The 14329-nt window shown below is 33.3% G+C and carries 9 protein-coding genes; 7 read left to right on the top strand and 2 right to left on the bottom strand.

Features of this window, described 5'->3' with window-relative positions:
- The first annotated feature begins 31 nt into the window (after positions 1 to 31).
- The 3 genes from ACKRLN_RS06110 (at position 32) to ACKRLN_RS06100 (ending at position 4083) form a co-directional block, all read left to right on the top strand.
- A complete protein-coding gene (locus ACKRLN_RS06110) occupies positions 32 to 1939 on the top strand; it encodes a hypothetical protein (RefSeq protein WP_416334605.1) in 1908 nt (635 codons plus the stop codon).
- Between the two features lie 492 nt (positions 1940 to 2431).
- Positions 2432 to 3472 (top strand): [FeFe] hydrogenase H-cluster radical SAM maturase HydE, encoded by a 1041-nt coding sequence (gene hydE / locus ACKRLN_RS06105; protein WP_416334604.1) that lies wholly within the window; start codon positions 2432 to 2434, stop codon positions 3470 to 3472.
- A gap of 230 nt (positions 3473 to 3702) precedes the next feature.
- Positions 3703 to 4083, top strand: coding sequence for a GIY-YIG nuclease family protein (locus ACKRLN_RS06100; RefSeq protein ID WP_416334603.1), 381 nt, complete (start codon positions 3703 to 3705; stop codon positions 4081 to 4083).
- 305 nt (positions 4084 to 4388) lie between these two features.
- Here ACKRLN_RS06100 and hydF read toward each other — a convergent pair whose 3' ends face one another.
- Together hydF and hydG are read right to left on the bottom strand one after the other, a co-directional pair.
- The gene (hydF, locus tag ACKRLN_RS06095; protein WP_416334602.1) at positions 4389 to 5537 is read right to left on the bottom strand and encodes a [FeFe] hydrogenase H-cluster maturation GTPase HydF; all 1149 of its coding nucleotides are present in this window, start codon (positions 5535 to 5537) and stop codon (positions 4389 to 4391) included.
- The gene (gene hydG / locus ACKRLN_RS06090; protein ID WP_416334601.1) at positions 5534 to 6952 is read right to left on the bottom strand and encodes a [FeFe] hydrogenase H-cluster radical SAM maturase HydG; all 1419 of its coding nucleotides are present in this window, start codon (positions 6950 to 6952) and stop codon (positions 5534 to 5536) included. Before hydG ends, hydF begins: the two co-directional genes overlap by 4 nt.
- 257 nt (positions 6953 to 7209) lie before the next feature.
- Between hydG and ACKRLN_RS06085 the strand changes: the two genes are divergently transcribed.
- The 4 genes from ACKRLN_RS06085 to lepB all read left to right on the top strand — a co-directional run bounded on the left by ACKRLN_RS06085 (position 7210) and on the right by lepB (position 14174).
- Positions 7210 to 8112 (top strand): class C sortase, encoded by a 903-nt coding sequence (locus tag ACKRLN_RS06085; RefSeq protein WP_416334600.1) that lies wholly within the window; start codon positions 7210 to 7212, stop codon positions 8110 to 8112.
- Between the two features lie 324 nt (positions 8113 to 8436).
- Positions 8437 to 13368: an InlB B-repeat-containing protein gene (locus ACKRLN_RS06080; RefSeq protein WP_416334599.1), complete on the top strand. Its 4932-nt coding sequence runs from the start codon at positions 8437 to 8439 to the stop codon at positions 13366 to 13368.
- Positions 13361 to 13576, top strand: a complete 216-nt coding sequence (locus tag ACKRLN_RS06075) for a hypothetical protein (protein WP_416334598.1) — start codon at positions 13361 to 13363, stop codon at positions 13574 to 13576. Before ACKRLN_RS06080 ends, ACKRLN_RS06075 begins: the two co-directional genes overlap by 8 nt.
- The gene (lepB, locus tag ACKRLN_RS06070; protein ID WP_416334597.1) at positions 13569 to 14174 is read left to right on the top strand and encodes a signal peptidase I; all 606 of its coding nucleotides are present in this window, start codon (positions 13569 to 13571) and stop codon (positions 14172 to 14174) included. Before ACKRLN_RS06075 ends, lepB begins: the two co-directional genes overlap by 8 nt.
- The last annotated feature ends 155 nt before the right edge of the window (positions 14175 to 14329 follow it).

The following is a 14329-nucleotide window of genomic DNA, read 5'->3' as shown; positions in this document are numbered from 1 at the left end:
TTTAATATAATAGTATGGATTTGGGGGACTCATGAAATATACTAATATCACAAAATATGCATACATGGCTCTATCTCTAGCAATAATTTTGCCAACTACAGCACAAGCAGCTGAGCCTACTGATAAAAATCAACTACCCTTAATAACAGAAGAACAAATAATGAATGATGTGACAGGTAAAGTTTCATCAGATATAACAACAAAGCTTGATGGGACAGGTAAAATAGCCTACTATACAATTAACATTGCAAATGCAAATGAAGATTTAAAAGGAGTTTTTTACCTACTAGATAGATCAAATCTTGAAAATCTAGAAATACCTCCAGATGAAAACATCTCAGTTGATTCAGTAAAAACAGAAGATATTACAGGTGGTAAAAAAATCACAGTTGACCTAAAAAATGCAAAAACTATAAATCTAAGAGCGAATATCAAAGAAGGCAAGGAAAATAATTTTGTTTTCGATTACATATTAGCAAATAATAGTGAAAGTAAAATTGCTAGCAAAAGAGTAGTTTCAGCTATAGAAACAGATGCACAGGGCAATAAAAACTTAAAAACTCAAGATATCTCAGGATTAGGCTCACTTATAAATGGTAAGTTTATAGATGAATCAAATATTGAGTGGTCTGATTTTCTAGTAAATCAATCTGATAAAAATATTTCAATAAATTATCCTATTAATCTTAGTGAAAACCAAAAGAATCCAGGTAAAATTAAAATCGAAACTCTTAGAGCAAGCAAAGATGGCTTTGTAAGTGAACAAACTTTCGATTTAGACTTTGGAGATATTCAAAACCTAGTAATTCCAGCAAATGGTGCTGCAAAAATCACATTCAATTCTCTAGTTGATAGTAAAGAAAGTACTTTTTCAGCAAATCAAGTTGAGTTAAAAAGAGACTTAGATGTGTCAGAGAGTGAAGACGTTGCTCAATTAACCAATACAATTGCAGCAAATGATTTAAAAATAAAAGAGCAGCTAAAAGCAATTGATAAGGATGTTGCTACACAAACAAAAGAGGCTCCAAAAATAGACACACAAGCAAACAATGATGTAGATGCCTTAACAAATGAAATAAAAGAAAGAAATGAACAAATCCTTTCACAAATGAAAGAAATAGATAAGGATCAAGCAGTAGCTTCAAGCGAAAATAAAAACACTACTAATGAAAGTCAGGATGTTAATATCGTTGTTCTAAAAGATGAGACTTCTGATAAAGTAACAAGAAATCTATTAACTAGCAATAGCCAAGAAGATATAGATAATGTAGATATCGAAGCATTAAGATTAGATATTGAAAATAGAAATACAGAAATCCTCAACACTCTTCAAGAAATTGATAAGGAATATCCAAGCCTTGTTACATTAGCAAACAACACAAATACATCTTATGAAAAGAGCTCAGATATTACTAGTCTTATAAAAGAAATCGAAGATAGAAACCAAACTATACAAGATGAACTAGTAAATATTTATGGTAAATACGCTGCAAACACAGTAATGGACCTAAGCAAATCAATCGATGATGAGACTTATAAATTGCTAACTCATATTGATAAAAATAACGAAAAGACCAGTAAAATCATTGACCAAATAAACTTATCAATAGAATCAAACAAAGCTTTAGATAATAAAGAGGAACTAGCAAATATAAAAGCTTTACTAGATAATATCGACAAATTAGAGAAAAACAACGAAAAAGCTCTACAAAAAGTTGATGATGCAAAAGTAATCAGAGAAACAAGTGAAAGCTTCAAAAATTTAGTACCAGGTTATTCAGAAAATGTCTACAATGATTTAGAAAAAGTAGTTACAATAACCCTAGATCCACTAAACAAAACAGCAAATACAGTTACTAATGAACAAGCACACAAAAATTATCCAACTATAGCAAAATACCTAGAAGATTTAAAACTATTACAAGAATTCCAAAAATAAGGAAATCTAAACTACGTAAAAACGCCAAGGCGAATAGCTGTGGCGTTTTTATATTTTATAGTAATATTTCTTCAAAATCTACTTTAAACTAGTAAAGTATTCATTTATATAGTGGAGTTTTAAACTGAACAAAATCTTTTAAAATTTAACAAATCTAATGTTTTAGTGTAATTGAAAAATATTTTTTCTAGTAATTTATTTTAAAGTACTCTATAACTCTATTAGTAGCACTAATATAGTAGTGTGATAAAATTATATATATATATAATATATATATTTAAGTATATTGAGAAAGATTTATCCACTCGCATCATAGATGCGCGGTCTAAACGGTAAGTTTTGGAGTTCAAAATAATTAGAGCATCTAAGCTTTACATCTCGACCAAACAAGCGTAAGCGTAGTGCGTGGAGAGTTCTGTTTCTAATCTTAATCCTGAGTAAAATACTAAAATATATTAGACAAGCACTCCTATTCATTGATATAATATTACTATGAAAAACTTTAAAAATACTACATATTACACAGACGAAGAGCTAAAAAATTGGATAGAAGATGAGTCTATGAATGAATGGTTGGCGGATACTGCCGATCGTATTCGTAGAGAGATTTACGGTGATGCCGTATATATCCGTGGACTTATTGAGTTTTCCAACTTTTGCAAAAACGACTGTTTATATTGCGGCATTCGCAAATCAAATAAAAATGTTGATCGTTACAGATTGACCCCAGAGGAAATAGTTCAATGCGCAGATGCTGGCTATATGCTTGGCTTTAGGACTTATGTTTTGCAAGGTGGGGAGGATACATATTATACAGACGATATGATTGTAGATATCATAAAGGAAATAAAAGCAAAACATCCGGACACAGCTATTACTCTTTCACTAGGTATAAAACCTTATGAGTCTTTCAAAAGATTTTATGAGGCCGGGGCAGATAGATATTTGTTACGCCAAGAAACATCCGACAGCGAACACTTTAAAAAACTTCACCCAGCTGGCATGACAATGGAAGAGCGTCACGAGGCCTTGTGGCAATTAAAAGAGATTGGATACCAAGTAGGCGGCGGATTTATGGTGGATAGTCCATATCAGACAACTGAGGATTTGATAAAAGACTTAAGATTTTTAGAAAAACTAGAACCAGACATGATAGGCATAGGCCCATTCTTAACCAGCCATGACACTCCGTTTAAAGATTTTCCAAACGGATCATATACAAAAACATTAAGATTGGTCTCAATTTTAAGAATCCTATTCCCATATGCACTGATACCAGCAACAACAGCCCTAGGAACAATCAACCCACTAGGACGAGAAATGGGACTAAAAGCAGGAGCAAACGTACTAATGCCAAACCTATCGCCAACTATGTATAGAAAACAATACCAACTTTACGACAATAAAATATGCACAGGAGATGAAGCAGCCGAATGCAAGGCTTGTCTAACAATGAGAGTAGATAGGGCGGGCTACGAGATTGTAACTGATAGGGGAGATGTGATTACTAGGAAGGCTGAGTTGGTTTATTAGTTTAGATAATTTTATAATTAGTTATTTTGTATCAAAAGTTAATCTTAATCTAGAAGATCCTTCGGCGACGGATTTGCACGTGCAAATCCTGCTCAGGATGACAATGGGATTCTTGGAGATAACATGTCTTTCACATTCTTTTCATACATAAAACCTAATTTGCACTCTGTCACCCTGAGCGTAGTCGAAGGGTTTTCTAGTATAACATTTTTCTAATTGCGGAGAACTTTATGTCTAAAGCATATTACGTTTACATTTTAGAAAGTAAATATGGTAGATCACCTTATATTTGTATCACAGGAAATATTATTAATCGTATGTTCCAGCATAAAAATCATTTGATTAATGGTTACACTGATAAATGCAACGCAACAAAATTAATCTACTTAGAAGAATTTGTGGATTCAAAAGAGGCGATAAAAAGAGAAAAGCAACTAAAGGGTTGGACGCGTTCGAAAAAATATGGATTGGTCGATAAGGTAAATCCTGATAGAAAGGACTTGTCGGAAAGTTGGGGGATTTCTATTTTAAGTCCAACAGAACGTAGGCTTTGGGTTGAGAATTATAGAAAGTTGAATGAAGAGAAGAAGAAAAATAATAATAAATATTAGCAATTACTGTCATCCATATTGTTACTCTCTTTGTCACCCTGAGCGGAGCAAAGCGCAGCCGAAGGGTCTCCTGGAAAATAATTATCTCCGTTTTCAAATAATACCAACCAAGGAGATCCTTCGATTCGTTCATTACATTCACTCACTCAGGATGACAGGCGAGGTTCTGGGGATAACATATCCTTATAATATTTTATGACAATAGACCCAATTTATTACACTTGTCACTATGAGCGCAGCAAAGCGTAGTCGATTGGTCTCCTTGACAGTAATTTTCCTATTTCCCTACAAAAAAACCACCAAGCTCACACCTGGTAGTCTATTTTGTCTATTATCCCTTGCAAATACGCGATTGTCATTCCGTAGTTTGTCATTGGGATATTTTTTTCTTTGAATTTTTTTACCCTATTCATAACACTTGTGCGGTTAAACATACATGATCCGCATTCTATGATTAGGTCGTATTTTTCAATATCGTGGAAGTCTTCGCCTCTGGCAAAGTCTATATTTAGATTAGGATATTTTTTTCTAAGCATTTTTGGTATTTTTACTGTGCCTATGTCTTCCTCGATAGGTGGATGGGTGCAGATTTCTGCTATTAGGATGTGTTTTACTTCATTGTCCAGTACTTTTACTGACTGTCTAAAGTATTCTACATCTCCCTTAAATCCACTCATTAGCACTGAAAAGCTTGTCAATTTGCTTTCTTTTGGACTTTTTTCGTAGACATCTTTAAAAACTTTTGAGTCTGTAATTATCAAATCTGGTGGATTTTTTAAAACATTTAGGGTATTTTCGAAATTTTCCAAACTTGTGCTGATACATACTGCATCTTTATCGATTAATTCTCTAATGGTCATCACTTGTGGTTTTATCAGCCTATCTTTTGGGGCAGCTTCATCTTGGGGCATTACCAAAACTACTGTGTCAGCTTTTTTTACCAATTTGCCGGTCAAAGTCAATGGGCCATCATTATTAACAACTTTTTTTATTTCTTCAAATAAATTGTACCTATCGTCTTTATTTACATTTATAGAAATAGGTTTTAGGTCCTTGAATTTTTCTACAATTTCTTGTCCAATTTCTAAATCTTGTTTTGGTGCGATAAATATAATTGGCTTATCTTTTGCCTTTAATTGGTCGATAAATTTTAAATCATCTTCTAAACTTAAGACATAAAGGAAAATATCTGCTTTTTCTAAAACGCCTAGAGATTTTGAGATTCTCTTATCAGATAGGTCTGTTGCGTCGTTTATTCCTGCTGTATCTATAAAAATTACCGGCCCAAGCCCGTGGATTTCCATGGGCTTATTTATTGGGTCGGTTGTTGTGCCGTGAGTTTCTGAAACTATGGCGGTTTCTTGGCCTGTAATGTAGTTTAAAAGAGTGGACTTGCCGGCATTTGTGTTACCAAATATGGCAATGTGCAATCTTTCTCCGCTAGAAGTTCTCATATATATAGGTCTCTTTTGCCATTTTCTACTGATGCTAGATTTTCTATGGTTTCTTTTCTGACTTCTTCATTTGGAATGGTGTTGATTTCGTGGCCTATTAGGGCATCGATGTCTGCTTTTGTTTTTGGGCTTGCGTAATCTTCGCCGTATTCTTTTAGAGTTACCAAAGCGTTTGGTTGGCAAATATTACCGATTCCAACATTTTTAACCATTTCCATAAATACTTCACCAGTTCTGCCTTTTCTGTAGCAAGCTGTGCAGAATGATGGAATGTGTTTTTTTTCTATTAGCCAGTCTACAACTTCATCAAGAGTTCTGTTGTCTGATAGTTCAAATTGGTCTGATCCTTCTGTGACATTTTCAGTGTATCCGCCTACAGATGTTTTTGATGCACCTGAGATTTGGCTGATACCAAGTTCTAGTAATCTGCCACGCATCTCTTCACTTTCACGAGTTGATACTATCATACCTGTGTATGGTGCTGCGATTCTGATACATGCTACTACTTTTTCAAATACATCGTCTGCCAATGCATTTTCAAAGTCTGCTACATCTACATCATCTCCTGGTTGGATACGTGGTACAGAAATTGTGTGTGGACCGACATTATATTTTGCTTCCAAGTGCTCAGCATGCATTAATTGGCCGATAAATTCGTATTCGTAAGAATCAAGTCCATATAAAACTCCAAGACCCACATCATCTATACCTGCATCCATAGCGCGGTCGTGAGCTGTGGTGTGGTAATCATAGTTTGATTTTGGACCGTAAGCGTGAAGATTTTCGTAATTTTCTTTATTATATGTTTCTTGGAATAGGATATATGTTCCTATTTCTGCATTGTGAAGTTTTTTGTAGTTTTCTGTGGTTGTTGCAGCAATATTTACATTTACCCTACGAATTGCACCGTTTTTGTGGTGAATATTGTAAATTGTGTCAATAGATTCTAGTATATAATCAATAGGGTTATTTCTAGGGTCTTCTCCTGCCTCTAGGGCAAGTCTTTTGTGTCCCATATCTTGAAGGGCAATTACTTGCTCGCGGATTTCCTCTTGGGTTAATTTTTTGCGAGGGATATGTTTGTTATGTCCGTGGTATGGGCAATATGTACATCCGTTGATACAGTAGTTTGATAAGTATAATGGGGCAAATAAAACTATACGGTTTGCATAAAACTTAAGTTTTAATTCTTTAGCAACCTTAAATATTTCCTCGTTTAGGTCATCTTCGTCACAAGATAAAAGCACAAAAGCTTCTTTGTGATCAAGGCCTTTAGCCTTTCTAGCCTTTTCTAATATATCTATGATAAGCGGTCTATTGTGTGCATTTTTGCGACCGTAGTCAATTGTTTCTAATATTTCTTCATGGTTTATAAACTCAGCTGGATCTGAGCTTTTTGGGTTATATTGTGCCATAAAATCTCCTTTCACATTTAATTATAATACTAATTTGATAGGATTTACAAGCCTAAAATCATATTTGTAAGCTTTTTAGTCGGGACACAGAATTCCTTATCAAGAAGCTGTAGATGATGGGGTTGCAAATGTCAAAAGACTAGCTCCAGACTTTTTACAATTATTCTTAATTCTTTTGCCAATTATGGCACTTTTATTAATAATTGTAATTAGAGAGCTCAGAAGAAAAAAAACACTAAGTACGGAGGTAAAAACAATTGAAGAATCGATTAAGACTTACAAAAAGTAGTACTATAGGTTACTTGCTAATCCTTTTAGGTTTGCTTTTTGTAACCATCCCGCTAATAAGAAGAACTTACAATGATTACTCAGCAATTGCCTCCAAGAAAAAATTTGAACAAGTGCAGGCAAAAAGATCTGATGATGAAGTTAATCAAGAAACAGAAAATGCAGAAGAATATAACGAAGTTGTAAAAAACTCTGATGTTACTGTTTCTGATCCATTTACAGCTGAAGATTATCAAATAAAGTATGAGAAATTTACCAAAACAAACACACCGTTTGCTTATCTATCAATACCAAAACTAGATAAACAATTGCCACTTTATCTTGATGCGACTCTAGATCACATTTCAAGGGGTGTTGCTCAAGTGGATGGAACAGCAATTCCTATTGGTGGTGCTGGCATGAGATCAGTCATTGCCGGCCACAGGGGCTGGTGGACAGACACTATGTTTTTATACGTAGACCAACTCCAAGCAGGAGACTATGTTTATGTAGAAAGGGATGAGCAAACCATGCGCTATGTTGTACATGATAAAGAAGTTATTGGACCATATGATTGGGAAAAACTTGCTCCACGAGGAGATGAAGACATATTAACACTGATGACTTGTAGTCCTTTTATGCCACCAAGACCAAATAGACTTTTGATAAACTGCTACCGCGATGAAAGTGCTATTGCAGAGAAATTCCAAATGCCAGGCAAGGAATTGCCTGCAAGTCAAAACGAACAAGCAGATAGTAAAACTGATAATATGGTAAAAATAACAAGAATAATAACCCTAGTATTTGCAATTCTAGGAACTATATTATTTATTTTGACCCTAATCAGATTTATAAGAAGATTAAAAGTAAATATCGACTACGCAAATAATTAGCACCCTTTGCATAAAAAGCAAAGGTTTTTTTATTTGAGGGGGGGTAAATATAAAATAAAGAAAGAGTGACAAAATAAATTTTTACAGTACAATTATAAAATATTATTTGAAAACCTACTAAAATACTAGGGTAAATGATTTCCTTTAATGTCATTGAAATTCCAACATTCTATATACTAAAAATCTCATAAAAATTTTGAAATTTGTTTGAAATATGTACAAAAAAACAGTACAATAATAACATTAAAATCAAAACAAGTTAAAAATAGTTTAAATATATTAAAATATATCACAGAAAAATTAAAGAAAGGGGGACTGTTAAGTTTGAAATATAAGTTAATGTCCGCAATAATGGCTTTTTCAATGCTAGTATCATCAACTATTGCTCCGCTTGCAGCAAGCAAATCCTATGCAAGTGCAGAAATAGAAGAAAATCCTACAGTAATGAACGAAAAAACCGATGAAGTAGGAAATGATGAGAAGTCAGCAGAAACTAGCGACACAAAACTTGATATTCCTGAAAAAGCTGAGGAAGTTAAAGAACAAACTCCAACAGAGCCAAAAGCTGAAGCGCAAGAATCAGAAATACAAGTAGAAAAAGAAGAAGATACAACAAAAGAAGAAACAGAAAAAATAATTGATAAATCTGTTGATGTGGAATTATACGAAGACAGTTCCTACGATACATTCTCCAATGAAGACATCGATATCAAAATCACAGGCAAAATGCCAGAGAATGGCACAATAAAAGCTTACGAAATCCAAAATGCAGTTACAGATATGGAAAAAGAAAATGTCCTAGCATTTGGATTTGAAATATTTGATAAAGACGACAATCTATACGATAAAAATCCTACAGATCAATATAAAATCGAAATCAAGTCAAGTAAAATTAGAGATTTAGATAAAATCTACCTTTACGAAAAAAATGAAAACGACATAAGATTTGCACAAACTACAGATTTTTCAAAGCTTTCTGACCAAGTAAAACTTGAAAGTAAAGCAGAAGAATTTTCTATTACAAAAGACTTAGAAAAAGAAGAGGAAGCGACTCCAAAAGAACAAACAAAGGATGAAGAAGTAAAATCTCCATTCTTAAGGAATGAATACAAAAAAGAAGATGCAGAAAAAAACTCAGCTCAAAAAGAAATTGTAAAACCAAAAGAGGTTCTAGATAGCTTAACAAATTCATTAGAAGAAAAACAAACTACAGAAGCTAACAATGAGAAAGCGACTGAAGAAAAAAATACAGAAACTGGAAAAGAAGATGAAAGACCATCTGCTGATACAGAACTAGTAGACTGGAAAAAAGATTTATTAGATGCTCTTGCTGGTAATTTAGAATATAAACAAGCAGAAGAAGAAAAAAATAGTGACGAAACATCTGATAATGAAGAAACATTAAAAGAAGACAAAGAAGCTGAAGAAATATCAGAAAAAGAGACAAAAGAAGAATCTACTAAAGAATCAGAAGATATTACTCCTGACTCACAAATATCTGATGAAAAAGAAGAAAACTCAGAAGATAAAACAGATACTACTACTGAAGATGCTGTCAAAAATGAAGACTTAGATAAACAAGCAAGTGAAGAAAATATCGAAAAGTCTGAAACTAATGAAGAAACCGAAGATTCTAAAGAGACAGAAGAAAAACTAACTTATCAACAAGTATTAGCAGATATCTACACAGATAGCTCTTATAGCCAAAAATCAAACGATCAGACAAGGATAAAACTTTCAGGCCGTCTACCAGGATTTACAAAAGTAAAAGCCTATCCAGTAGAAATCAAAATCGAAGGTAAAGAAATCCTTGCAGCTTACGATATAACAATCTTTGATGAAAATGATGAAGAATATAAAGTCACAGAAAAAAATGATATCAACGTTCAAATCACAAATCAAAAGATAAAAGAAGCTAAAGAGGTAGAAGTATACCACAAAAAAAGTGAGTTTACTCCAGAAGAAAAAGTTGATATAGAAAATAAAAATAGAGACACAGTATCATTTAAGGCAGAAAGCTTTTCTATTTATGCTGTTACAGAAGATGATAAGAATACGGTTACCGTTGTGTTTGTAAACAAAAATTATGAAAATGAAAAAGAACCGATTAGAGAAATATGGGATATACAAACACTACGTAACGGAGAATATGTGAAACAACCCGAGCTACCAATATTTTCTTACAAAGGTAAGTTTACCGGATGGTACTACTATAAATACGAAGATAGTATTGCAGCGGGTAAAGATATTTTTGGTGAAAAGTTTGACTTTAATCAACCTATTAAAGTTGATGAATTACGTAATAAATTTAAGGACGGGATTATATATCTTAAAGGACAGTATAAGGACGTAATTTATGTAGACTTCATTGATAAAAAAGAATACAAAGATAATGATGGTACTATAAAATATCAAGATGAGGTAGTAACAACTAGTGAAGTTTCAGTAGGTAATAAAATTCCAGCAGATGAAATATCAAGAGAATTAGGTGAACCAGGGTTTGTATTTTCTCACTGGTCACTTACACCAAATGGCGCTCCATATCCAATTAATGATCCAATTAGTAAAACTTCAGATGGAGTTAATAAAAAGGGTTACTACACAGAGCTAAAGCTTTATGCTGTTTATAAAAAAGCTTACACAGTGACTTTTGATTCCGATGGTGGTACCCCTGTTACTAAATTAGTGGTAAATGAGGGTGAAACCGCAAAATTTGGTGATCATACAAAACCTACTAAAGTAGGATATAAGTTTGATTATTGGTTAGATGAAAGTGGAAATAAATTTGATGAGAATACTGCCATCACTAAAAATAGAAGGCTAAAGGCCAAGTATACACCTCTAGCCAGTGAGTTTACTATAAACCATTGGGTACAAAATGCTAATGATGATGGTTATACATTGGAGTTAGATAAGATTGTGCCAGGACAAACAGGTACTCAAACTGGCATACCATCTTCTTATAAATTATCAGAACAAGAGATGGCAAATCGAGATATTATGTATGTCAAAAGTGACATAGAGAGTGAAAATCTTCCAAAAATCATTAGGGGAGATAAAAGTACAACTATAAATTTATATTACAACAGAAAAACATATACTTATAGAGTATATAGGGATCCGACTGATGCTGAAAAAAGTAGAGGCATTAGAAGTTCAATTGATGTAGTAAATAAGACGTTAAAACACGGGCAAGACACATCAAAATATTATGATGAGGCTAAGAAAAAGCTCGCTGAATTAAATCAAGGAGAATATAACTTGAAAATAGGTGGTTTGACTGGAGAAACAGTACCTAGAGATAAACCAATGCCTAAGGGTGATTTAACAATATATGCATATAATGTATCTACTGTAAAACCAACCTGGTATCTAAAAATCTATGATATAGACACAGGTAAGTTATTGAAAACTATTCCGAAATATACTGACACAGTTATTACCCAAACGTATAGTCAGAAAAATGACTATCCTGGTTATGAATTTCAGTACTTTGAAAAACCTGGAATAAATTCTGCTAGACCAAGTAAAAATTCACATGGAATAAACAATGAAACTACAGCAAATTATGAAGTATGGGCATATTACAAGAAGGGCAAGTATACTCTAAGTTATTTTATTGGAAACAGTCAAAGTTCGGCTTACTATTATGATATTGAATATGGAAAGCCATTATTGAATTATCCACCACCTAATTATATTGCTGGGAAAACAGTAATTAACAACAAGACGTTTCGAGGTTGGTATGACAATATGTCTGGAGCTGGTAGATCAATCGACATAAGTACAGATACTATGCCCGATAAGGACCTTACATTATATGCTAAATGGGATTCTCAAACTCATACAGTTGTTGCATATAAAGAAAGAAATAATCCAGCTGCCGGTATAATAAAAAAAGAAATTGATCATGGCGAGATATTAAACAGAGATGATTTTAAAATCGAAAAGCCACCTGCTTTGCAGGGTAGAGATGATGTGTTTTTAAAGTGGTATGCATTTATTAATGGCCAATTTGCAGAATATACATTCTCTTCTCCTGTTACCAGTGAGGTATACTTATATCCTGTATGGGTAGCCAGAGACCCAGAAAATCCTAATGAGTTTAGACAATTATCTACAATTCATAAAGTAACATATACAGCTTGGTTATCAGACGGCACACCACATTCCTATACTGATAAAAATGATTATGTAGATAATTCTGAAGCTATAGTATTAGCACCGTATACAGATAGAAAATATCAATTTCCTGATGGTAAAGAAATCCAAATGGGAAAAGATCAAGTATTTCAAGGTTGGCAAATTGATCCTGAAAGATCAGGCCCTAAGATAACTGAGGATATGCTAAATAAAATCTATCAGCCAGGAGACATTATAACTGTAATAGATGATATTGTATTTGAACCAGTAGTAAGTAAATTTCCACCTACTCATTTAAAATTAGTAGAAAAACGTCCTGTTAAGCTATCTGGAAATGACGGTGAAAGAATAATTGAAGGGCGTAAGTTTGCTACAAAACCTCCAATTCCTATAAATGCAGAAGATTATGGGTTTAGAGATCATAGAGATTTAGAGAACCAACATTTAAGAGACAATGATATAGTAGAACTCCCTGGTCCTGAGGTAGACGAAAACAAAAAGCTTATGATAGCTAATGAAGGATACACTTTTAAAGGATGGTATCGTGAATCTGATTTAAATAAACCTGATGCCATGCCATTTCAACCTGGTGATAATATCATGCTTACAAGTGATGGTGAGGAAAATATACTATATGGTATTTGGGAAGAAAAAACATTTAATCTAAATGTGAGAAATATTATAAATGGTAACCTTCTATATGGTGACGAAACAGTCAAACTGACAATTGAGTACACAGACACACTTGGAGAAATTCAATCTAAGGAATACGAATTAAAAAATGCTGACTCTATTGACAATATAACAGTCCCATATAGTGGATTTAAAATAACTACTGAATCATCATCGCCAATGAGTAAGACTACTTATCAAGCGCAAGTGTTAGATGAAAATGGAGATAAGATTGGAACTGATAACGGTAATGATATATATGACAAAGTGCCTGTGAACACTAATATAGATGTTACATTTACAACAACCATTACCATTCCTCCGCCAACAGGCTTAATTGATAACTTCACCCCAATGGCAATTATGCTTGGACTAGCCAGCATGGCCTTTGCATATAGATTATATAAAAGAAATAAACTGGCAGGGGGTATTGATGAATGAATTAGACAATATTGAAAAGTTTTTGAAAGATTTAAAATTTAAAAAGCAAACTATTGGCGGAGTGTCTGAGGCTGATGTGCTGGCGAAAGTTCAAAAACTTTCAGACCTCTATGCCGAGGCTTTTAAAAATCAACAAATCAAATATCAAAGTCTACTAGATGATAAGAATATAGAAATAAAAGCATTAAGAGAGAATAGCAATGAGTGAAAAAATAAAAGTAGCTCATGCGGATAGTAAAACCTCGCTAGACTTTGTCGATTTTACCAATATAAATAAAATCATCAGACAAAAGCGAGTTGATGTCTCAAATAAAAATGCAATTATAAGTTTTTTTAAAAAACTATTTCTAATCATCTTAGTATTATGGTTGTTGTTCACTTTCATTTTTGGATTCTTTGTAGTCTATAACGACGACATGTTTCCAAAGATGGTACCAAGTGATTTGTTGATGTACTACAGGCTTGATAGAAATTTCTATGTAGGCGATGTAGTAGTGGTAGGTAAGAATGATGCAGACTATGCGCTACGCTTAGTAGCAAGTGGTGGAGATGAAGTAGACATCTCCAAAGAAGGTCAGTTGATAGTAAACGGATCATATCAGGCAGAAACAAATATCTTTTATCCAACAGGAGAATATGACGAAACAGCAGAAGAAATCAAATTCCCACTAAAACTTAAAGAAAATGAAGTTTTTGCTCTAGGAGATATGAGAAGAGGAGCCAAAGATAGTAGATATTTTGGCCCAGTTGATAGAGATGAAATAAAGGGAAAAGTATTTGCCCTTTATAGAAGAAGTAAATTTTAATTGAAATTATCAATTACATGGAGAACTATCATCTGAGAATTTCGGTATATAACAAAGATTTTCAAAAAAAGATTTCTCCACTACGCTTCGCTCCGGTCGAAATGACAAACTAGTGAGCATGAGAAAGTTTTAAAGCATGTAAAAACGTATAATCC

Origin of the sequence: Anaerococcus sp. AH8042_DFU013_CI05, from assembly GCF_047936775.1 — a bacterium.
Lineage (GTDB): Bacteria > Bacillota > Clostridia > Tissierellales > Peptoniphilaceae > Anaerococcus.
Note: the sequence above shows the minus strand (reverse complement) of the source record. Positions and strands in the feature narration are given on the sequence as shown.

Bases quoted from the DNA above. Each gene is read 5' to 3' on its own strand.
- ACKRLN_RS06110 (WP_416334605.1), top strand. From the start codon at position 32: ATGAAATATACTAATATCACAAAATATGCATACATGGCTCTATCTCTA.
- hydE (WP_416334604.1), top strand. From the start codon at position 2,432: ATGAAAAACTTTAAAAATACTACATATTACACAGACGAAGAGCTAAAA.
- ACKRLN_RS06100 (WP_416334603.1), top strand. From the start codon at position 3,703: ATGTCTAAAGCATATTACGTTTACATTTTAGAAAGTAAATATGGTAGA.
- hydF (WP_416334602.1), bottom strand. From the start codon at position 5,537: ATGAGAACTTCTAGCGGAGAAAGATTGCACATTGCCATATTTGGTAAC.
- hydG (WP_416334601.1), bottom strand. From the start codon at position 6,952: ATGGCACAATATAACCCAAAAAGCTCAGATCCAGCTGAGTTTATAAAC.
- ACKRLN_RS06075 (WP_416334598.1), top strand. From the start codon at position 13,361: ATGAATGAATTAGACAATATTGAAAAGTTTTTGAAAGATTTAAAATTT.
- lepB (WP_416334597.1), top strand. From the start codon at position 13,569: ATGAGTGAAAAAATAAAAGTAGCTCATGCGGATAGTAAAACCTCGCTA.